Raw genomic sequence first — 20,096 nt, forward strand, 5'->3', positions numbered from 1 at the left:
AAAACCGCCGGGTACCATTCGCCGGTGCGCACCCACGGTTGGGCGGGGTCTGCCCCCGCGAGCGACGACGAGGCGGTCGCGCGCATCCTCGCTGCCGCGGGCAAGGCCATCGACGAACGCGGCGCCGAGATCTCCATCGCCGACGTCGCCCGGACGCTGGGCGTCACCCGCCAGACCGTGTACCGCTACTTCCCGAGCACCGACGCCCTGCTGATCGCCGCCGCCGTGCACGCCGCCGACGACTTCCTCGAGCGCGTGGCGGACCACCTCCGCGGGATCACCGATCCGGTGGACGCCGTCACGGAGGCGATCGCGACCGCCCTCGAGTGGCTACCCAAGGACAAGCACATCGGGTTGCTGCTGGTGCCCGGACGCGCGGACGCACACACCGAGTCGGTCACCTCCGACGTCGCACTTCGGTTCGCGAACGCGATGGTGCGGCGATTCGACGTCGACTGGGCCGCCCTCGGATTCACCGACGGCGACCTCGACCAGTTGGCCGAGCACCTCCTGCGGATCATCCAATCGTTCGTGATCGATCCCGGCCGCCCGCCGCGGACCGGGCGCGACCTGCGGGCGTACATGCGACGGTGGGTGGCGGGGGCGGTTCTGCCGCCTCGGGGGTCGATGGCGGACGAGCCGTCGACGGGTTGACGACAGTCTCGCAGTCACACTGGATGCGTTGCGCCACTTGCGTTTCAGTGGTCACACCGCACCGTGAATTCTTCGGGATCCCTTACCTCCGGAACCTTGAAACCTACTGCTTTCGAACGTATGTTCGAAGTATGTCGATCGACGAGGTGCTCGCAGCGCTCACCTCGCTGTGCGACGCCTACGACACCTTCGATCGCTGCGACCTCGACACCCTCACCAGCCCTCAACTGCTTCAGGTCCTCGACCGGCTGCAGACCCTGGGCTGCCAACTGCCCACCCAGGACCACCGGATCCTGGCCCGCCTGCGCGCCGAGACCACCCCGGCGGAGTTGGGGGCGAAGTCTTGGCGCGACGTCCTCGCGACCCGGTACCGCATCTCGACCGCCGAGGCCGGGCGCCGGCTCACCGACGCCGAGCACCTCGGCCCCGCCAGTCCCTGACCGGGGAACCGATGGCGCCTCGGTTGGCGGCGACCGCCACCGCGCAGCGGCTGGGACTCATCACCGGCGAACACGTCACCGTGATCCGCAAACAATTCAAGAAGGTTCCCGGCTGGGTGGACGGCGCGACCCGCGACCAGATCGAAGTCGACTGGGTCCGCCACGCCGTGGGCTGCGGGCCCACCGAACTGGAGAACCTCGCCCGCCGCACGGTGTTCCTCCTCGACCAGGACGGCCCCGCCCCCGACGACACCGAACGCGCCCGCCGCCGCAGCCTGATCTTCGGCCGCCAGCAGGACGACGCCATGACCGGCGTGCGCGGCAATCTCACCCCGTCGGCGTACGCCGTGTGGGAAGCCCTCGACGCCCGGTTCTCCGCCCGCGGGATGTGCAACCCCGCCGACGAGCACCCCTGCACCACCGGCACCCCCACCCAAGACCAGATCGACCGCGACCTACGCACCCTCGAACAGCGCCGTCACGACGCGTTCGAATACATCGGCCGGATGGCCCTGGACAAGACAGAACGCGGCCAGCACGGCGGCCTGCCCACCACCATCATCGTCCGCACCACCCTGCAGGAGCTGGCCACCCGGGCGGGGATCGGTGTCACCGGCGGCGGCACCCTCATCCCCGTCGCCGACGTCCTCACCATGGCCGCCCGCACCGACGCCACCAACTACCTCGCCGTGTTCGACGACGCCACCGGCGCCGTCCTGGACCTGTTCCGCACCCGCCGCACCGCCTCGGTCGCCCAACGCCTGGCGTTGATCGCCCGGGACGGGGGCTGCACCAAACCCGGCTGCACCGTCCCCGCCTACCGCACCCAGGTCCACCACGCCGCCGCCGACTGGGCAGCCGGCGGGGACACCAACGTCGACGACCTCACCCTCGCCTGCGGACCCGACAACCGCGCCGTCGGCCCCGGCGGCTGGACCACCCGCCTCACCGACACCCACCAGGTCGAATGGATCCCCCCACCCGGCCTCGACACCGGACAGACACGCACCAACGACTACCACCACCCCGAAACACTGCGCCCACCACCACAGGACGCCTGGCAACCACCCGTATGGCAACCACCCGCCTGGACGGACGGCGCCGACGACGCGGCAGCCACGCCTCCCGACCCCGCAGCCGACACGGACGCGGAGCGCGACACCCACGACGAGCCCATCCCCTGGTGGCCCGTGGACCCCGCAGCCGGCGACGCCGCCGTCAACGACACCGCGACCGAACACCCCGACCCGCCAAACGAGCACGGCGACAACGACACCCACGAACCCGGCGCACCAGCACCACCCACCACCACCACCGCGGCCTAGCCGAATGCTGCGGGTGACAAAAGGTTCAGGACACGCGCGCCCCTCAGCGGCCGCGCACGGCGTCGACGGCGGTGACCAGCAGGTCCGATAGTGCGGGCTCTGCGGCGAAGGCTGGATCGACTCTGGTGTGAACGTCGACGAAGCCACCACCGTCGAGGATCGCCGCGTAGTGATACTCGGTGTACGGAGAGTCGTCGACGAGGACCCTCAGGGCGATGGTCTCAGCGCCCTCGATGGGAGGCGGCGCGAAGCGATCGACCGTTCCGCTCATCGGATGTCCGTCGTCGGGGACCTGAAACGACATCCTGTCGCATCCCGTCGCCGGGATGGGCTGCGGAATCGTCACCGGTTGAGTGGCTCCCACCGAGATCATCTCTTTCCTCCCGCGGTCGCCGCGGAATCGGATCGTGTCAGCTCCGACGGCGGCATCCACGGGCTTGAGCAGCGGCCGGCACGTTGCAGGCTCTACGACGAACGGCCGCCCGTACGACACGACGGTCGAGACCCTGTCCACGAATCGATCTGCCAGTTCGAGCGGCACGATCGGCTGCTTCTCCGTCCGAACGAATCCAGAGGGAAGCGCCGGCATCGCCTCGGTGATGCGAGACAGGTCGAGCCCGGGCCGGGCGGGCGTGGTCACCACGACGCTCGAACGTGTTTCGCCCATACCCGTGTCGCGCGGCTCGTCTTCGGTGGCGCAACCGCACATCACCAGCGCACACGTCAGCACGACCGCTCCACTCCGCAGCGTCAGCACCGGCCGAGCCTATGCGTCTGCCAGTGCCGACACGGTCCGAGTCAAGAGTTTCCCCAGCGCCGGTTCGGCTTCGAACTCGTTCGGGACGCGTGCCCAAATCTTCACGAAGGTACGCCCGTCGAGGATCGCGACGTAGAAGTACTCGACGAGCGCACCTGCGATCGGGACTCCATCGACCGTGATCGCGGTCCTCAGGGCATACGTCTGTGCGCCGTCGATGACCGGCGCCGTCAGACGTCGCACGGTGCCATCCGGGATCGCGCCCTCGACCTCATAGTCGAACTGTTCGCAACCCCCGTCAGGGATCGCCACGGGAACGGACACCGGGAGGTACGCGCTGACGGCGATGAAGGGATCCATGGGTCCGGTCGCGGAGGTGACCGATGCCTGTTCGACGCCGTCGGACGCAGCAACGGGTTCGAGGAGTACGCGACAGGAGTCCGGGATGGCCGTCATTCGCTCGCCGTAGGCCACGAGGTCGCCGACCTCCGCCGCCTTCGACCCGGTCAGCGCCGACGGACCGTTGAGGGGGTTGACCACCTGCCCGGTCGGAAACTCGCTCCCGACGGCACCGAGCCGGGCCAAGTCAACCGGATGGACCGCTGCCGACTGCTGGGCGGGAGTACCCGTGGTCGCACAACCACCGAGTACCACGCACGTACTCGCCGCGACGATGACCGCTCGATTCAACGGTCTCATGCACGGAGCCTAGGCGGGTCTGGGGATGAGCGGTGGTTCGACCAAGCACCCGACTCCCGCGACCGCGTCATTACCCGCCACTGGCCCCTCCCCGGCGGCACTAGACTCAGCGGAGACGCAAGGGGAGGTCGGCACCGGTGAGCCTGATGAACGCCTTCTTGGCGACGTGGTCACAGGCGCGCGCGGCGTTCGGCCAGGGTGCGCCGCCGGATGGATCCGAGTTCGACCAGAGCGCACAGCTGAGCCAGATGCAGGACCGGGTCCGATCGGCGGCACCAGGCTCGGCGTGGTCCGGTTCAGCGTCCGACGTCTACGCCGACGCCAACAGCAGGCAGGCCGAGAAGCTCGGCCGCATCAGCGAATTGGATCAGAGCCTCGGCAACGAGGTGGGGCGGTCGGCGGCAGTGGTGTCAGCCGGTCGCCGCGACCTCGACGCGGTCAAACAGTGGGTCACCAGCGCAGCGGCGACGGTGCCACAGATGGCGGGCGGGGACCAACTGCTCTGGCCGATCGTCCGCAAGGGATCCGCAGACATGGCGGAGATCGTCAATCGCTCGAACGGTGAACTCTCCTCGATCGCGGGCCGTATCCGCGGATTGGGTGGCGAGTACGACGCCGTAGGCGGCGAGGCCAAACCTGCCGGCTGGAAGGAGGAGCCTCCCCCACCGCCCACCGATCCGCTGGACGACATACTCCGCAAGTATCAGACGGGCGAGGACCCGGGCGGCGCCCTGGATTGGGAGCCAGGCTGGCCCCTCAACGAGTTCACCGATCCCATGCACGTCACCGCTACCGAAGCTCGGATGCTCGAGGACATGTCGCCGTTCGAACTCCGCGATCTCAACCAGATCAAGGAGGCCGCCGCAGCGGAGGCGATCGAACGCTTCCCCCCGCCGAACGGCGGGAGCGACACCGCGGACAACCACACCGACGCCTACAGGCATGCCTACTGGAACGCGTTGATGACGCAGCGGTTCGGCGAGGAGTGGACGAGCGACTTCGCCACCGCTCACGAAGGACTGCCTGGCAACCCCGCGACTGCGGAGGCGATGGATCTGCACAACAACGAGGTCGGACGACAGATCGCGATGGCCAACCCGGACGCCAACCCCGAAGAGTTGGCGGACCTGGTGGAGCAGGCCGTCACCAACGGCGACACCGTGGTGATCGCTCCCAGCGGCGACAGGCTCGCCTACAGTGACGACATCCCTCAGGGCGGGGCTGGACACACGACGCCCAACACACTGCCCGGCCAGCCGGCCGATCCGACCGGGGCGGGACCCGGTGGTCCGTACGACCCCGGCCAACCCGGCGGCATATCGACGGGAGGCTACTGATCGTGAGTTCACCTGCCGGTAGGCCACGTGTCGTCGCGATCGTGTCGGCGCTGTGCCTACTCCTCCTCCTGACGGGTTGCGGATTCATGCAGAAATCGATGGACGTCGACTACAACGACAAGCAACTGAACGACGGTCTCTCGGCGCTGGTCGCGTCCGGCGGCTCGCGTCCACTGCGGGACATGACGTCGTGGACGTGGGACGAGGTGCACCTCTTCCACGAGGGCACTCCCGGTGACTTCATCGAGAAGACCGTGGGCGAACCGGTCATCAAGAGCAAGTTCTACGGATCGAAGGCAAGCCTGCTGGTCTTCGAGGACGGCGGCAAGCCGGTCAAGGCCGTCGGTGTCAGCGGCGACTATCTGCGCGGAGCGGACGATCGCGTGAGCTTCCCCGCCGACGTGGTGGTCGAGACGTCACCCCGGGGCGCCGTCCAGCTGGCCGTGCCCGCCTCCTAGACCACGGTCAGCGGCAGGGACTTCCGTTCCTCGAACACCCAGCTCGCGCCGCCGCTGAACTTGGTCACCGCGACCTCGCCCAGTTCCTTGGCCGGGGTGTCGGTCTCGATGATGCGCACCGTCCAATCCGACTGCGTACCGGTCACTTCGGCGCGCAGGTGCGGGTCGACGGCGGCAACGATGGCCTGCAGCGGCAGGTCGGCGACCGGCGAGCAGAGCGATATCCACGACCCGTCCTCGAAGGCCGGCGACCGCCGCACTCGCAGAGACTCCGAGTCGACGTCGGCATACACGTAGGCCGCCGGGTTCAGCAGCGGGTGCAGTTCGAGGACGCGCAGCGCACCGGCGACGTCGCTCGAGAGACCGAGCGCCCGGTGGATGCGTTCGGCCGCCACGCCCGCGATGCCGATCAGCTGCTTGTAACGGATCGACTCCTCGAGCGCCACGTCGCCCTTGGCGCGTGCCCGCACCGCGAGGGTGAACGACAGCACCAGCAGGTGCATCTGCAGGCACACCTCGTCGGCGATGCGGACCAGCGCCGAATGCGAGAACGCGCCGAAGTCCACGTCGGCCAGCAGCTCGCCCGAATAGTCGGCCGCGCCTTCGTCGTCCGGGTCGATGGGGTCGAGTTCACAGGCGTGCGCATTACTGGCGGCGACCACGTCCATCGCCGGGATGAACGGCACCTCCGGGTAGGACTCGTCGATGATGACCGTCCACGCGCAGTGCGGCGTCCGGCCGGACGGCACGCGCGGCGGCCGGTGAATGGGACGCACCTGGGCCTTGCGATTGGTGGCCAGCGCCGTGGCGTCGAACGTCGGGTCCTCGATGTCGTGGCACATCCCGTGGACGTAGTCCTCGCCCATCGGCTCTACGTCGAGCAGTGCGCCGCAGTGGTCGAGGTGGAACTCGCCGTGCCACCGGTCGTGGACGGTGTAGCGGAAGTCCATGAATTGCGGCGGCGCACCGATGTCGAGCTGCAGACCCTTGAACAGCGTGAAGATGTCGACGCCTTCGTATTTCAGCGCCTTCTGCATCCGCCTCGTGTAGAGCGGACTGGACGCCGCCCACTCCTCGATGGCGATCTGCAGCATCTCGTCGCGGCCCCACGCACTGATGCAGTGCGCCATCCCCGATCGGTCGATGAGCTGGCCGATCAGCAGCAGCTCGGGCACCAGGGTGGCGAGTTCTTCGCGCGACAGCGCGGCATACCTACTCATCATCGAGTGACTTCCCCGTACTCATCTTGACCGCCGAGTTCACGTTGGCGCGCTTGTCCTCGTCGGAACCCTTCTCCGCCGCCTTCTTCCGCTTGCCGGCGACCTTGCCCACGACGCCGTTCAAGCCGGCGCCCCGCGGGAAGCCGACGTACTGCGTCAGGAAGATGGCCATCTCCTTCAGCTCCTCCTCGGTCAGCTCGCCGTTGGCCAGGGCGGCGTTCACCTGGATCTCCGCGAGACCCTGCTCACCGAGCGCCGTCACGACGGCCAGCGTCATCAGCCGCTTGTCCCGCATCGACAGACCGGGCCGGGTCCAGATCGTGCCGAAGAGGTGATCGACGGTGAGGTCGAAGTACGCGTCCCCCTCGATGTTCGGCATCTCCCACGAATAGACCTCGTTCATCTTCTCGAGGCCCTTGCGGCGAAGTTCGTCCATCGTCTAGCTCCTCTCGTGCGGCACACCGAGGCCGTCTGCCAGGTCTCGCAACGCAATTCGTGCCAGCGGCAGATCCACACCGGTGGCCTCGCCCAAGCCCAGGGCCAGCTTCAGATCCTTCTCGGCCAGCCCACGGGTGTGGACGAACATGTCGTACACGAAGTTGTCGTGTTCGAGCGGCGACGTGTCGTCCCGCACCATGATCGCGCCTGGACCGCCGCTCTGCGCGTCGCTGTGCCGCACCACCCGGCCCAGCTTCTGCAGGTCGATGCCTGCCGCCTCCGCCAACTTCTGCGCCTCACACGCGGCGGCGAAGCCGATGAACGTCAACATGTTGCGCGCCAACTTCATCCGCGTGCCCGCACCGGGCTCACCCGCGCGGACCACCATCGACGCCCACCGCTTGAAGACGGGCTTCACGCGTTCGTACGCCTCGCCGTCGGCGCCGACCATGACGGCCAACTCACCCTTCTCGGCCGCACCCGCACCACCGCTGACGGGTGCGTCCACGACGTGAATCCCCCGTGGCCGCAGCGTTTCAGCGAGTTCAGCGGCGGTGTCCGGCTCGATCGTGGAGTGAATGGCGATGACGGTACCGGGCCCGGCATGGGCGGCGAGTTCGGTGACGACGTCGCGCACCTGCGCGTCGGTCAGCACGGTGACGCTGATGACCCCGGCGGCGGCCACGTCGGCGAGGTCGTGGGCCGCCGTGGCACCGAGTTCCACCAGCGGGGTCATGGACTCCGGGCGGACGTCGAACACCGTCAGGCCGCCGGGCCAGTCGACGAGGCGCTTGGCCATCGGCGCGCCCTGGTTGCCCAGTCCGACGTACCCCAGCTTCAACTCGGTCATCTAATGATCTGTCCGCCGTCGACGTTGAAGATCTGTCCGGTCACCCACTTCGCCTGATCCGACAGCAGGAACAGGCACATACCGGTCAGGTCGTCCACCTCACCCATGCGCGACAACGGGATTCCCTTGACGATGTCGGCGACCATCTCCTGCGGCGTGGTGGTGCGGTTGGCCTCGGTGTCGATCGGACCGGGCGCGATGGCATTGACCCGGATGTTCTGCCCACCGAGTTCGGTGGCCAGCTGCTGGGTCAACCCGTTGATGCCGACCTTGGCCAGACCGTAGAAGTTCGAGTACAGCCATGCCGCGGTGGATGACTGGTTGACGATCGCCCCGCCGCCACGCTTGGCCATCTTGCGGTACACCGCCCGGGTGCAGACCAGCGCGCCGTCCATGTTCACGCTCATGAACTTCTTGTAGTAGTCCCAGTCCACCGTGATCAGGAAGTCGAGCTTCATGCCGCCGAAGATCGCCGCGTTGTTGACGAGGTAGTCGATGCCCTCGAACTCCGCGAGCGTCTGGGCGGCCATGTCCTTGGCCGAGTCGGGATCCGACACGTCGACCCGCACCGCCAACGCGCGGCCGCCCTCGCCCGTGATGCCGTCGGCGACCTTCTGCGCGCCCTCGACGTTGATGTCGGCGACGACGACCGCGGCCCCCTCGCGTGCCAGCGCCTCCGCGTACGCCTGCCCGATGCCGCCGCCGGCACCGGTGACGATCGCGACCTTGTCCTTGAACTGCTCTCCGTACATGTTTTCCTTTCCGCCGAGTGTCTTGTCGAGACACGCTTCTCGGCGATTGGCGTGACGTATGTGCACACTCGGCGCCGACGAACTACCGCGCGAGTGTGGCGATCGCCTTGATCTCGAGGTACTCCTCGAAACCGGCGAGGCCCATCTCCCGGCCGATGCCGGACTGCTTGTATCCGCCGAAGGGCATGTCCGCGGAGTACCAGACGCCACCGTTGACGTTGACCGTGCCGACGCGCAGGCGCCTCGCGACCGCCTGTGCACGGTCGTCGTCACCGGAGAACACCGTGCCGGACAGTCCGAACGGCGAGTCGTTGGCGATCCGGACCGCGTCGTCGTCGCCGTCGTGCGCGATGACCGTCAGCACCGGCCCGAAGATCTCCTCGCGGGCGACCTTCGCGTCGTTGTCGAGTCCGGCGATCACCGTCGGCTCGATGAAGAAGCCGGTGTCACGGTCGGCGGGACTGCCGCCGCCGCAGGCGAACCGGCCGCCCTCGGCGATCGCCGAGTCCAGGTAGCCCTGGATGCGGTCTCGCTGACGCGCCGAGATCACCGGGCCGCAGATCGTGCCGGGATCGTTCGGGTCGCCGGGCTTGAGTCCGGCCATGGTGCCCGCCGCCGCCTCGACGGCCTCGTCGTAGCGTGCCCGCGGGACGACCAGCCTGGTGGTGATGGCACAGCCCTGACCGGCGTGCATCGACGCGGTGAACGCCGCCATCGCGCAGGCGCCACCGAGATCGGCGTCGTCGAGCACCAGGAAGGCGGACTTGCCGCCGAGTTCGAGGAACACCTTCTTCAGCGTCGCCGACCCGTCGGACATCACGGCGCGCCCGGTGTTGGTCGACCCGGTGAACGACACCATGTCGACACGGGGATCCGTCGACAGCAGCGCGCCGACGCCATGGTCACTCGAGGTGACGATGTTGACGACGCCCGGGGGGATGTCGGTGTGCTCGGCGATCAGCTCGCCGAGAACTGCTGCCGCCCACGGTGTGTCGGGTGCCGGCTTGAGAACGATGGTATTGCCCGCCGCCAACGCCGGCCCAAGCTTCGCCAGGTTGATCTGATGCGGAAAGTTCCACGGCGTGATGGCGCCGACGACGCCAATGGCCTCGCGGGCGATCGTGCGGTGGGTCTTCATCCCCATCGGCGAGGCGACGCCCAGATCGGTGGTCCACTGGTAGGACTCGGCGGTGTCGGCGCAGAAGCTCAGGTCCTCGACCGGGCCCTCGAGCTGGGCGGCCGACGTCAGCATCCGTGGCGCGCCCACCTCGGCGATGGTCAGCGCGCGAAGTTCCTCGGTGTGGTCGCGCATCGCCTGCTGCAGTTGGCGGATCGACCGCACCCGCAGCGCGACGTCGGTCGACCACTCCGTGTCGTCGAACGCGCGGCGGGCGGCGCCGATCGCGGCGTCCATGTCGTCGGGCGTGGCGTCGGCCGCGACGCCCAGCGTCTCCTCGGTGGCGGGATTGATGGTGGCGAACGTGCCGCCGCCGGCGGCCACCAGCTTCCCGTCGATGAGCAGCCGACTCTCGCGATCGCCCAGTAACGCCATCAGACTTCGCCTCCGATTCTGGACAGCTGTCCGGCTGTTCCCGGTCGAACCATAACCTCTGCCGTGTCGGAGAGGCAAGGGTCGCGCCCTAGCATCGACCAGCGATCACACGCTAAACCGCTGTCCACGTGCAGGATCGCCGCCGAGGCTTGCCTTTCGGGAACTGCGTCCGATAACTTGGACATGTGTCCAGCGATGCAGTAGTGGCGATGACGGGTGCGGCGACCACCGAACCCGGCGAGACGCCGCGCAACCGCCGGCAGGAGGAGACCTTCCGCAAGGTCCTCACCGCGGGCATCGAGATGCTGCGGGAGTCGTCCTATGCGGACCTCACGGTGCGGGCCGTCGCGGCGAGGGCCAAGGTCGCGCCCGCCACCGCGTACACCTACTTCTCGTCTAAGAACCACCTGATCGCTGAGGTCTACCTCGACCTGATGAAGCAGGTACCCCTGTTCACCGACGTCAACGAGCCGATGCCGTCGCGGGTCGAGCAGGCGCTGCGCGCGATGGCGCTGACCGTCGCCGACGAGCCCGAGGTCGCCGCGGCCTGCACCACGGCCCTGCTCACCGGCACCGACCCGACCGTCCGCAAGGTGCGGGACCGCATCGGCGCGGAGATCCACCGGCGGATCCGATCCGCCGTCGGCCCGACGGGCGACCCGCGCGTGATCTCGGCGCTCGAGATGACGTTCTTCGGTGCGCTGGTCAACGCAGGCAGCGGCGCCTTCACCTACCACCAGATCGCCGACCGCCTCAGCTATGTGGTCGCCCTCATCGTCGGGGACGACCAGTGAGCTACACCGTCGGAGACGAGAGTTCGGGAGAACACCCATGACCACCGGCATGCCTGCGACGACTCCCGCCCCGATGAACCCGCCCGGGGTCCTGCTGGACCCCTACGACTACGACTTCCACGAAGACCCGTACCCGTACTACCGGCGGCTGCGCGACGAGGCGCCGCTGTATCGCAACGACGAACTCGGATTCTGGGCACTGTCACGGCATTCCGACGTCCACCAGGGATTCCGCAACAGCACGACGCTGTCGAACAAGTTCGGGGTGTCCCTCGACCCGGCGTCGCGCGGCCCGCACGCGGCCAAGACCATGTCGTTCCTCGCCATGGACGATCCTTCGCATCTGCGGCTGCGCACGCTGGTGTCCAAGGGCTTCACCCCGCGACGCATCCGCGAATTGGAGCCCCGCGTCACGCAGATCGCCACCCAGCACCTCGACGTGCTGATGGAGAGGGCGGCCGACGGCACGGTCGACTACGTCGAGGAGTTCGCGGGCAAGCTGCCGATGGACGTCATCTCCGAACTGATGGGCGTACCGGTGCCCGACCGCGATCAGGTCCGCGCCTGGGCCGACGGCGTGATGCACCGCGACGAGGGCGTCACCGACGTGCCTCCCGCCGCCATCGAGGCGTCGCTCAACTTGATCGTCTACTACCAGGAGATGGTCGCGGAGCGCCGGAAGACGCCGTCCGACGACCTCACCACCGCGCTGCTCGAGGCCGAGATCGACGGTGACCGCCTCACCGACGACGAGGTGCTCGGCTTCATGTTCCTGATGGTCATCGCGGGCAACGAGACGACCACCAAACTGCTTGCGAACGCGGCTTTCTGGGGCTACCAGAACCCCGACCAGCTCGCTCCGCTCTACGACAACCTCGAGCGCATCCCCCTGTGGGTGGAGGAGACGCTGCGCTACGACACGTCGAGCCAGATCCTCGCGCGCACGGTCGCCGGCGACCTCACGCTGCACGACACCACGATTCCCGACGGCGACGTCGTCCTGCTGCTGCCGGGCTCCGCACACCGTGACGAGCGCGTGTTCGATCGGCCCGACGACTTCGTCATCGGTCGTGAGATCGGTTCGAAACTACTGAGTTTCGGCAGCGGGGCGCACTTCTGCCTCGGGGCCCATCTGGCCCGCATGGAGGCGCGCGTCGCCCTGGCCGAACTCTTCAAGCGGATCCGCGGCTACGAGGTGGACGAGGCCAACTCGGTCCGCGTGCACTCGAGCAACGTCCGCGGTTTCGCCCACCTCCCCATGACGATCCACCCCCGCTGAAGGGACCCCGGCAATGCCACGTTTCGCCCCCCTCCCCGATCGCAGACCGGCCATCGTCGCCGGCGCATCCGCCGGCATCGGCGAGGCCACCGCGATCGAACTCGCCGCGCGCGGCTTTCCGGTCGCGCTGGGCGCGCGCCGCGTCGAGAAGCTCGAGGACATCGTCGGCAAGATCAACGCCGGCGGCGGTGAGGCCGTCGGCTTCCACCTCGACGTCACCGATCCAAACTCGGTGAAGTCGTTCGTCGCCAACGCCGAGGAGGCCCTCGGCGAGATCGAGGTGATGGTCGCCGGCGCCGGTGACACCTACTTCGGCAAGCTGGCCGACATCAGCACCGACGAGTTCGACTCCCAGTTGCAGATCCACCTCGTCGGCGCCAATCGGCTGGCCACCGCGGTGCTGCCCGGCATGCTCGAGCGGCAGCGCGGCGACCTCATCTTCGTCGGATCCGAAGTGGCACTTCGGCAACGGCCGCACATGGGTGCCTACGGCGCAGCGAAGGCGGCACTCGTCGCGATGGTCAACAACCTGCAGATGGAGCTCGAGGGCACCGGTGTCCGCGCGTCGATCGTGCATCCGGGCCCGACGAAGACATCGATGGGCTGGAGTCTGCCCGCCGACCTGATCGGGCCGGCCCTGGAGGACTGGGCCAAGTGGGGACAGGCGCGGCACGACTACTTCCTGCGCGCAGCCGACCTCGCACGTGCGATCACGTTCGTCGCCGAGACGCCGCGCGGCGGGTTCATCGCAAACATGGAACTGCAACCCGAGGCGCCGTTGACCACCGCTCCCCAGGAGCGCCGGCAGCTGAAGCTCGACGAGGAGAAGCTCACATGACAGCCACTATCGTTCCGCGCGTCTCCGGCGGCGAGGAGGAGTACGGCCACCTCGAGGAGTTCCGTACCGACCCCATCGGCCTGATGAACCGCATCCGGCAGGAGTGCGGTGACGTCGGCTGGTTCCAGCTGGTCGACAAGCAGGTCGTCATGCTGTCCGGGGCGGAGGCGAACGAGTTCTTCTTCCGGTCCAGCGACGCCGAACTGAACCAGGCCGAGGCCTACCCGTTCATGACGCCGATCTTCGGCGAGGGCGTGGTGTTCGACGCCGACCCCGAGCGCCGAGCAGAGATGCTGCACAACACCGCACTTCGCGGCGAGCAGATGAAGGGCCACGCGGCGACCATCGAGAACGAGGTCAAGAAGATCATCGCCGACTGGGGCGACGAGGGCGAGATCGAACTCCTCGACTTCTTCTCCGAACTGACCATCTACACCTCGACGGCCTGCCTCATCGGCCTCAAGTTCCGCGAGCAGCTCGACGGTCGCTTCGCGCACTACTACCACCAACTCGAGCGCGGGACCGACCCACTCTGCTACGTCGACCCCTACCTTGACATCGAGAGCTTCCGCATCCGCGACGAGTCACGCGTGAAGCTCGTCAACCTGGTGCAGGAGATCATGGACGGGCGGATCGCGAATCCGCCCAAGGGGAAGGAAGATCGCGACCTGCTCGACGTGCTGGTCTCGATCAAGGACGACGAGGGCAACCACCGCTTCACCGCCAACGAGGTCACCGGCATGTTCATCTCGCTGATGTTCGCGGGTCACCACACCAGCTCGGGCACCTCGTCGTGGACGCTGATCGAGCTGCTGCGCAACCCCGGGGTCTACGCCCAGGTCCAGCAGGAGCTGGACGAACTCTACTCCGACGGCCAGGAAGTGAGCTTCCACGCGCTGCGCCAGATCCCGAAGCTCGACAACTCGCTGAAGGAAACCCTGCGCCTGCACCCGCCGCTCATCATCCTGATGCGCGTCGCGCAGGACGAGTTCGAGGTGGCGGGCCACCCGATTCACAAGGGACAGTTCGTGGCCGCGTCTCCGGCGATCTCGAATCGCATCGCCGAGGACTTCCCGAATCCGGACGCCTTCGATCCGGACCGCTACCAGAAGCCACGCCAGGAGGATCTGGCCAACCGCTGGACGTGGATTCCGTTCGGCGCGGGCAAGCACCGCTGCGTCGGCGCGGCGTTCGCGCAGATGCAGATCAAGGCGATCTTCTCGGTGCTGTTGCGCGAGTACGAGTTCGAGATGTCACAGCCCGCCGATAGCTACCAGAACGACCACTCCAAGATGGTCGTGCAGCTGGCCCAGCCCGCCAAGGTGCGTTACCGCAAGCGCGTACGGGCCTGAGTTCCATGGGCTGCTACCGCGTCGTCCTCGACGAGGATCTGTGCCAGGGCCACGCGATGTGCGAACTGGAGGCCCCTGACGTCTTCGCCGTGCCCAAGCGCGGCGTCGTCGAGATCCTCGACCCCGAGCCACCCGACGACATCCGCGAGGACGTCGAGCGGGCGATCGAGATGTGCCCCACCCAAGCCCTATCCCTCGTAGAAAAGGACTGACAATGGCGTCACGTGAACAGCTGGACGACTGGGTGCAGCGCTGGCTGCAGGCCAACAAGGACTCCGAAGCGGCCGGCGACTGGAAGAACCTCGCCGAGTTCTACACCGACGACGCGACCTACGGCTGGAACATCGGGCCGAAGGAAGACGTGATGTGCGTCGGCAAGGACGAGATCCGGGACGTCGCGCTGGGCTTCGAGATGGAGGGCCTGGACAACTGGGTCTACGAGTACCAGAAGGTGCTCGTCGACGAGAAGCAGAACGAGATCGTCGGATTCTGGAAGCAGATCGCGAAGTTGGGCGACGGCACCCAGGACGAGATCTACGGCATCGGTGGGAGTTGGTTCCGCTTGAACGACGACTTGTTGATCGAGTGGCAGCGCGACTTCTTCGACTTCGGCCACGTGTCGAAGATGTTCATGAAACTCATCGAGTCCGGCGAACTGAGCCAGGGGATGCAAAGGCGCATCGAACGCAGCGTGGCAGGCGAGAAACTGCCGGGCTACTACAAGATCGGCACCAGCCCCGTTCCCATCTGGTGATCTCCACCAAGCAGTTGCTTGGGGTGGCTGTGACGTACTTAACTAGAGGCTCTAGTCTGGCCCTGATGGCTCTATCGGAAGGCGCGTACCAATGAAGACAAAGGGTGCTCTCATCTGGGAGTTCAACAAGCCGTGGTCGATCGAGGAGATCGAGATCGGCGACCCCGTCAAGGACGAGGTCAAGATCCAGATGGAAGCCTCGGGCATGTGCCACTCCGATCACCACCTGGTGACCGGTGGCATCCCGATGATGGGCTTCCCCGTGCTCGGCGGCCACGAAGGCGCAGGCATCGTGACCGAGGTCGGACCCGGCGTCGAGGACCTGGCACCCGGTGACCACGTCGTCCTCGCCTTCATTCCGTCGTGTGGCCGCTGCCCGTCCTGTCAGGCCGGTATGCGCAACCTCTGCGACCTGGGCGCGGGACTGCTCGGCGGCGTCGCCGTCTCCGACGGCACCCACCGCATCACCGCGAAGGGCCAGCCCGTCTTCCCGATGACCCTGCTGGGCACCTTCAGCCCGTACATGGTGGTGCACAAGAGTTCCGTGGTGAAGATCGATCCGTCGATCCCGTTCGAGGTGGCCTGCCTGGTGGGCTGCGGCGTGACGACGGGTTACGGCTCGGCGGTCAAGGCCGGTGACATCCGCCCCGGCGACGACGTCGCGATCATCGGCGTCGGCGGCGTCGGCATGTCGGCGCTGCAGGGTGCGGTCAACGCCGGTGCGCGGAATCTCTTCGTCATCGAGCCCGTCGAGTGGAAGCGCGACGCCGCGCTGAAGTTCGGTGCCACGCATGCCTACCCCGACATGGAGGCCGCCTTCGCGGGCGTTGCCGAAGTTACCCAGGGACTGATGGCGAAGCAGGTCATCGTGACCGTCGGCGAACTCGACGGAAAGGACGTGGACAACTACGTCAACCTGACCTCCAAGGGCGGCACCACCGTGCTGACCGCCATCGGCAGCATGATGGACACCAACGTCACGCTGAATCTCGCGATGCTGACGCTGATGCAGAAGCGGTTGCAGGGCACCATCTTCGGCGGCGGCAACCCGCACTTCGACATCCCGCAGCTGCTGTCGATGTACAAGGCGGGCCGGCTCAACCTCGACGACATGGTCACGCGCGAGTACTCGCTCGAGCAGATCAACGAGGGCTACACCGACATGCTCGAGGGCCGCAACATCCGCGGCGTCATCCGCTACACCGACGCCGACCGGTAGTCGCGTGACCGGCTCCACCGAGACCGAGACCGAGACCACGGTCGAGACTCCCGTCGTCGCGGCGTCGCGCGCATCGTGGCGCTGCGTGCAATCGGGTGACCGCGACGGCTGGCTGGCCCTGATGGCCGACGACGTCGTCGTCGAGGATCCGATCGGCGAGGCCGTCACCAACCCCGACGGCACGGGGGTGCGCGGCAAGGAGGCGTTGGCGGCGTTCTACGACGCCAACATCGGCCCGAACACGCTCACCGTGACGTGCCAGGAGACGTTCCCGTCGAGTTCTCCGACCGAGATCGCCTACATCCTGGTGCTGCACACCGTGTTTCCGAACGGATTCACCGCGACCGTCCGAGGCGTGTTCACCTACCGAGTGAACGACGCGGGGCTGATCACCAACCTGCGTGGCTACTGGAACATGGACGCGATGACGTTCGGCGAGCAGGACGCCGGCTGACCGGCGCAGTCGTCGTCGGCGGGTCCCGCGGTGTGGGACTCGCCGTCGCCGAACTCCTCGGCACGCTCGGCTACGGTGTGGTGGTCAACGGCCGTGACGGTGACGCCGTGGCCGACGCGGTCACCAGGATCGGCGGCGGCGCAGTCGGTTTCCCCGGCTCCCCCGCCGACCCCACCGTCGCCGACGCCCTCGTCGACACCTGCGTCGCGGAGTTCGGCAGCATCGACGCGCTGGTGAACTGCGCGGGCACCGCGGAACCTCCGGGCTCGTCGATCCTGAACGTGACGTCCGCACAGTTCCGTGACCTTCTCGACGCCCATTTGCTGACGGCGTTCGAGACGTGCCGCGCCGCCGCGCCGCGGATGGTCGCCCAGGGCGGTGGGGCGATCGTCAACACCAGTTCGTTCGCCTTCCTCGGGGACTACGGCGGTACCGGCTATCCCGCAGGCAAGGGCGGGGTGAACGGGTTGACGCTCGCCGTCGCCGCCGAACTGCGCGAGCACGGCGTTCGGGCCAACGTGGTCTGTCCTGGTGCGAGGACGCGACTGTCCACCGGCGACGACTACGAGCAGCACATCGAGGCGCTGCACCGCCGCGGTCTGCTCGACGACGTCAGCAGACAGGGCGCCCTCGACGCCGCCCCGCCGGAGTATGTCGCGCCGACCTACGCCTACCTGGTCAGCGACCGTGCCCGCGACGTGACGGGTCAGATCTTCATCGCCGCAGGTAATTTCGTCGGACGGTTCGACCGGCCGACACCCACCTTCCTGGCCTACCGCGGACACGTCGACGAGCCACCCTGGACGGTCGACGAGCTGGCCGGGTTCGTCGGCGCCGCGTGAAGCCCGAGGCTTGCCGAGACTACGGTTGATGACGGATTCCGGCCGAATTTTGTCATCAACCGTAGTGTCGGCGGCAACTGTTGGCTCACGCGACCGTCTGGCATGCTCGACGCCATGGCGTCCGTCTTCACCAAGATCATCAACCGGGAGATCCCGGGTCGCTTCGTCTACGAGGACGACGAGGTCGTCGGCTTCCTGACGATCGAGCCGATGACCCCGGGCCACACGCTGGTGGTTCCGCGGGCGGAGATCGACAACTGGCAGGACGTCGAACCCGAGGCGTTCGCCCGCGTGATGGCGGTGGCGCAACGCATCGGCAAGGCAGTGTCCACGGCATTCGGCACCGAGCGATCCGGTCTGATCATCGCCGGGCTGGAGGTACCGCACCTGCACGTCCACGTCTTCCCCGCGCGCGACCTCGCGGACTTCGGCTTCGCCAATGTCGACCGGAACCCGTCGCCGGAATCGCTCGACGACGCGCAGGCCAAGATCAAGGCTGCGCTGGCCGACCAGGCCTGAGGGCGCCCCGGTCACCCGACGGGCGCCGGCACCTCGGCGATGCGCGGCAGACAGACCCGGAAACGGCAGCCCTGCCCCGGCGCCGTGGTGACGCTGACGGTCCCGCCGTGCGCGTACACCAGCGAGTCGACGATCGACAGTCCGAGACCGGTGCCTCCGCTGGTGCGCGTCCGCGACGAATCGGTGCGGTAGAACCGCTCGAAGACGCGTTGGGCATCCTCGCGGCTCATGCCCGGACCCTCGTCGCACACCTCGAGTACCGCGCTGTCGCCGTCGGTGCCGACCCGAACCGCGATCTGCGCGCTCTCCGGGGTGTGCTGCAGCGCGTTGGCCACCAGGTTGCCGAGCACCTGCCGGAGTCGTGCCTCGTCGCCGAGCACCTCGGGGGTGCCGGGGCCGTCGAACACCTCCATCGTGATGGACCGCTTGGGCGCCACCGACTGCGCGTCGTGCACGGCATCGCTGGCCAGTGCCAGCAGGTCGACGCGGTTGTGTTCGAGCGGCCGCTGCGCGTCGAGTCGCGCCAGCAGCAGTAGATCCTCGACGAGCAGGCCCATCCGCTGGGCCTCGCTCTCGATGCGGTTCATCAACATCTCCATGTCCCGCGCAGCACCTTGGCGGTACAGCTCCGCGAAACCGCGAATGGTGGTCAGGGGCGTCCGCAGTTCGTGGCTGGCGTCGGTGATGAACCGTCGCATGCGATCCTCCGAAGTGCGGGCCCGCTCCGCCGACGCCTCCGAGGACGCCACGGCGCGCTGAATCTGGGCGAGCATCCCGTTGAGCGCCAACGAGAGTCGACCGACCTCGGTGCGCGGGTCGCGCTGCGGCACGCGGCGGTCCAACTCACCCGCCGCGATCGCCGCAGCGGTCTGCTCGACCTCCGCCAGCGGACGCAGACTGCGGTGCACCACCGCGTAACCGGCGATGCCGAGGACCAGGAGAACCGCGGCGCCGATGCCGACCTGCGACCACGCGAGCGCACGCATCGTCGACTGCACCTCGGACAGGTCGATCGCCACCGTGGTCCGCTCGCCCTGCGGCCCGCGGACCGTCATCGCCCGCCACTCCACGCCGGAGTCGTTGATCGATCCGACGGTCACCGGCACGGGGCCGACGTCGTTGTCGTCGGGCAGGGCGGGTTCGGCGTCGCGATCGTTGACGGCCATCCAGACCCGGCCGTCGGGATCGATGCCGCGCACGTAGAAGTCCGTCGGCGGACGGCCCGGGTTGGGCCCTTCCATCGGATTGGACGGCATCCGCCGAGGCGCCTGCGCCCACCCACGTGACGCGTCCAGCAGCGTCTGGTCGACGCGGTTGACCAGGCTGTGCCGCATGATCGACGTCACCGCCACCCCGGACGCGAGCAGCCCCAGAGTCACCAGGACCAGGGTCGCGGCCACCAACCCCACGCGAAGGGGAACGCCCCGCCCGTGCTGAATCGTCACGGTCCTAGTGTGGGCGCCGGCCGAGGAGCGCGGGACGAGTTCGCACTACGCCGGGACGTTCTTCGAGCAAGCGCTCATCAGCGTCTCAACGTTCTTCGAGCAAGCGCTCATCAGCGTC

At 67.8% G+C, this 20,096-nt stretch carries 21 protein-coding genes and 1 pseudogene; 14 read left to right on the forward strand and 8 right to left on the reverse strand.

Annotated features, from left to right (window positions below):
- Positions 1–24 precede the first annotated feature (24 nt).
- Both G6N64_RS00515 and G6N64_RS00520 read left to right on the forward strand, forming a co-directional pair.
- Positions 25–654, forward strand: a complete 630-nt coding sequence (locus G6N64_RS00515; protein WP_163795135.1) for a TetR/AcrR family transcriptional regulator — start codon at positions 25–27, stop codon at positions 652–654.
- Between the two features lie 131 nt (positions 655–785).
- Positions 786–2,419, forward strand: a pseudogene (locus tag G6N64_RS00520) (13E12 repeat family protein).
- A 43-nt stretch (positions 2,420–2,462) separates the two neighbouring features.
- On the opposite strand, the gene G6N64_RS00525 reads toward G6N64_RS00520, so the two are convergent.
- Entirely contained in the window at positions 2,463–3,176 is a 714-nt protein-coding gene (locus G6N64_RS00525) for a DUF5642 family protein (RefSeq protein ID WP_163795136.1), read from the reverse strand.
- Positions 3,177–3,185: 9 nt separating this feature from the next.
- Positions 3,186–3,875: a DUF5642 family protein gene (locus tag G6N64_RS00530; RefSeq protein ID WP_163795137.1), complete on the reverse strand. Its 690-nt coding sequence runs from the start codon at positions 3,873–3,875 to the stop codon at positions 3,186–3,188.
- Positions 3,876–4,021: 146 nt separating this feature from the next.
- Between G6N64_RS00530 and G6N64_RS00535 the strand changes: the two genes are divergently transcribed.
- Both G6N64_RS00535 and G6N64_RS00540 read left to right on the forward strand, forming a co-directional pair.
- The gene (locus G6N64_RS00535) at positions 4,022–5,212 is read left to right on the forward strand and encodes a DUF6973 domain-containing protein (protein ID WP_246231364.1); all 1,191 of its coding nucleotides are present in this window, start codon (positions 4,022–4,024) and stop codon (positions 5,210–5,212) included.
- Positions 5,213–5,214: 2 nt separating this feature from the next.
- Positions 5,215–5,670 carry a hypothetical protein gene (locus G6N64_RS00540; RefSeq protein ID WP_246230873.1) on the forward strand — a complete coding sequence of 152 codons (456 nt, stop codon included), beginning with the start codon at positions 5,215–5,217 and terminating at the stop codon, positions 5,668–5,670.
- On the opposite strand, the gene G6N64_RS00545 is transcribed toward G6N64_RS00540, so the two are convergent.
- The 5 genes from G6N64_RS00545 to G6N64_RS00565 form a co-directional block, all read right to left on the reverse strand.
- Positions 5,667–6,893, reverse strand: a complete 1,227-nt coding sequence (locus tag G6N64_RS00545) for a hypothetical protein (RefSeq protein ID WP_163795139.1) — start codon at positions 6,891–6,893, stop codon at positions 5,667–5,669. The genes G6N64_RS00540 and G6N64_RS00545 overlap by 4 nt on opposite strands.
- Positions 6,883–7,326 (reverse strand): carboxymuconolactone decarboxylase family protein, encoded by a 444-nt coding sequence (locus G6N64_RS00550; protein ID WP_163795140.1) that lies wholly within the window; start codon positions 7,324–7,326, stop codon positions 6,883–6,885. Before G6N64_RS00550 ends, G6N64_RS00545 begins: the two co-directional genes overlap by 11 nt.
- A gap of 3 nt (positions 7,327–7,329) precedes the next feature.
- Entirely contained in the window at positions 7,330–8,178 is an 849-nt protein-coding gene (locus G6N64_RS00555; protein WP_163795141.1) for an NAD(P)-dependent oxidoreductase, read from the reverse strand.
- Complete coding sequence (locus G6N64_RS00560; protein ID WP_163795142.1) at positions 8,175–8,930, reverse strand: SDR family oxidoreductase; 756 nt, start codon at positions 8,928–8,930, stop codon at positions 8,175–8,177. Before G6N64_RS00560 ends, G6N64_RS00555 begins: the two co-directional genes overlap by 4 nt.
- An 82-nt stretch (positions 8,931–9,012) precedes the next feature.
- Positions 9,013–10,482, reverse strand: coding sequence for an aldehyde dehydrogenase (locus tag G6N64_RS00565; protein WP_163795143.1), 1,470 nt, complete (start codon positions 10,480–10,482; stop codon positions 9,013–9,015).
- A 185-nt stretch (positions 10,483–10,667) separates the two neighbouring features.
- Here G6N64_RS00565 and G6N64_RS00570 point away from each other — a divergent pair, with 185 nt between their 5' ends.
- The 10 genes from G6N64_RS00570 (at position 10,668) to G6N64_RS00615 (ending at position 18,533) form a co-directional block, all read left to right on the forward strand.
- Positions 10,668–11,276, forward strand: a complete 609-nt coding sequence (locus G6N64_RS00570) for a TetR/AcrR family transcriptional regulator (protein WP_163795144.1) — start codon at positions 10,668–10,670, stop codon at positions 11,274–11,276.
- Positions 11,277–11,349: 73 nt separating this feature from the next.
- A complete protein-coding gene (locus G6N64_RS00575) occupies positions 11,350–12,555 on the forward strand; it encodes a cytochrome P450 (protein WP_163801338.1) in 1,206 nt (401 codons plus the stop codon).
- A 13-nt stretch (positions 12,556–12,568) separates the two neighbouring features.
- Positions 12,569–13,393: an SDR family oxidoreductase gene (locus G6N64_RS00580; RefSeq protein ID WP_163795145.1), complete on the forward strand. Its 825-nt coding sequence runs from the start codon at positions 12,569–12,571 to the stop codon at positions 13,391–13,393.
- Positions 13,390–14,745, forward strand: a complete 1,356-nt coding sequence (locus G6N64_RS00585; RefSeq protein ID WP_163795146.1) for a lanosterol 14-alpha demethylase — start codon at positions 13,390–13,392, stop codon at positions 14,743–14,745. The genes G6N64_RS00580 and G6N64_RS00585 overlap by 4 nt, the downstream gene beginning before the upstream one ends.
- Before the next feature lie 5 nt (positions 14,746–14,750).
- A complete protein-coding gene (locus G6N64_RS00590) occupies positions 14,751–14,957 on the forward strand; it encodes a ferredoxin (protein ID WP_163795147.1) in 207 nt (68 codons plus the stop codon).
- 2 nt (positions 14,958–14,959) lie between these two features.
- Positions 14,960–15,499 carry a nuclear transport factor 2-like protein gene (locus tag G6N64_RS00595; protein ID WP_163795148.1) on the forward strand — a complete coding sequence of 180 codons (540 nt, stop codon included), beginning with the start codon at positions 14,960–14,962 and terminating at the stop codon, positions 15,497–15,499.
- A 91-nt stretch (positions 15,500–15,590) separates the two neighbouring features.
- Positions 15,591–16,718 (forward strand): NDMA-dependent alcohol dehydrogenase, encoded by a 1,128-nt coding sequence (locus G6N64_RS00600; RefSeq protein WP_163795149.1) that lies wholly within the window; start codon positions 15,591–15,593, stop codon positions 16,716–16,718.
- Positions 16,719–16,722: 4 nt separating this feature from the next.
- Positions 16,723–17,172 (forward strand): nuclear transport factor 2 family protein, encoded by a 450-nt coding sequence (locus tag G6N64_RS00605; protein ID WP_163795150.1) that lies wholly within the window; start codon positions 16,723–16,725, stop codon positions 17,170–17,172.
- Positions 17,169–18,014 carry an SDR family NAD(P)-dependent oxidoreductase gene (locus G6N64_RS00610; protein WP_163801339.1) on the forward strand — a complete coding sequence of 282 codons (846 nt, stop codon included), beginning with the start codon at positions 17,169–17,171 and terminating at the stop codon, positions 18,012–18,014. The genes G6N64_RS00605 and G6N64_RS00610 overlap by 4 nt, the downstream gene beginning before the upstream one ends.
- Before the next feature lie 114 nt (positions 18,015–18,128).
- Positions 18,129–18,533, forward strand: a complete 405-nt coding sequence (locus G6N64_RS00615; RefSeq protein WP_163795151.1) for an HIT family protein — start codon at positions 18,129–18,131, stop codon at positions 18,531–18,533.
- Positions 18,534–18,544: 11 nt separating this feature from the next.
- On the opposite strand, the gene G6N64_RS00620 is transcribed toward G6N64_RS00615, so the two are convergent.
- Positions 18,545–19,978, reverse strand: coding sequence for a sensor histidine kinase (locus G6N64_RS00620; RefSeq protein ID WP_281361475.1), 1,434 nt, complete (start codon positions 19,976–19,978; stop codon positions 18,545–18,547).
- Positions 19,979–20,096: the final 118 nt, after the last annotated feature.

Origin of the sequence: Mycolicibacterium sediminis (assembly GCF_010731735.1) — a bacterium.
Taxonomy (GTDB): domain Bacteria; phylum Actinomycetota; class Actinomycetes; order Mycobacteriales; family Mycobacteriaceae; genus Mycobacterium; species Mycobacterium sediminis.

Excerpts from the sequence above, each read along its gene's own strand:
- G6N64_RS00530 (WP_163795137.1), bottom strand. The coding sequence starts at position 3,875 with ATGAGACCGTTGAATCGAGCGGTCATCGTCGCGGCGAGTACGTGCGTG.
- G6N64_RS00535 (WP_246231364.1), top strand. The coding sequence starts at position 4,022 with ATGAACGCCTTCTTGGCGACGTGGTCACAGGCGCGCGCGGCGTTCGGC.
- G6N64_RS00545 (WP_163795139.1), bottom strand. The coding sequence starts at position 6,893 with ATGATGAGTAGGTATGCCGCGCTGTCGCGCGAAGAACTCGCCACCCTG.
- G6N64_RS00550 (WP_163795140.1), bottom strand. The coding sequence starts at position 7,326 with ATGGACGAACTTCGCCGCAAGGGCCTCGAGAAGATGAACGAGGTCTAT.
- G6N64_RS00555 (WP_163795141.1), bottom strand. The coding sequence starts at position 8,178 with ATGACCGAGTTGAAGCTGGGGTACGTCGGACTGGGCAACCAGGGCGCG.
- G6N64_RS00560 (WP_163795142.1), bottom strand. The coding sequence starts at position 8,930 with ATGTACGGAGAGCAGTTCAAGGACAAGGTCGCGATCGTCACCGGTGCC.
- G6N64_RS00565 (WP_163795143.1), bottom strand. The coding sequence starts at position 10,482 with ATGGCGTTACTGGGCGATCGCGAGAGTCGGCTGCTCATCGACGGGAAG.
- G6N64_RS00575 (WP_163801338.1), top strand. The coding sequence starts at position 11,350 with ATGAACCCGCCCGGGGTCCTGCTGGACCCCTACGACTACGACTTCCAC.
- G6N64_RS00580 (WP_163795145.1), top strand. The coding sequence starts at position 12,569 with ATGCCACGTTTCGCCCCCCTCCCCGATCGCAGACCGGCCATCGTCGCC.
- G6N64_RS00585 (WP_163795146.1), top strand. The coding sequence starts at position 13,390 with ATGACAGCCACTATCGTTCCGCGCGTCTCCGGCGGCGAGGAGGAGTAC.
- G6N64_RS00590 (WP_163795147.1), top strand. The coding sequence starts at position 14,751 with ATGGGCTGCTACCGCGTCGTCCTCGACGAGGATCTGTGCCAGGGCCAC.
- G6N64_RS00595 (WP_163795148.1), top strand. The coding sequence starts at position 14,960 with ATGGCGTCACGTGAACAGCTGGACGACTGGGTGCAGCGCTGGCTGCAG.
- G6N64_RS00600 (WP_163795149.1), top strand. The coding sequence starts at position 15,591 with ATGAAGACAAAGGGTGCTCTCATCTGGGAGTTCAACAAGCCGTGGTCG.
- G6N64_RS00615 (WP_163795151.1), top strand. The coding sequence starts at position 18,129 with ATGGCGTCCGTCTTCACCAAGATCATCAACCGGGAGATCCCGGGTCGC.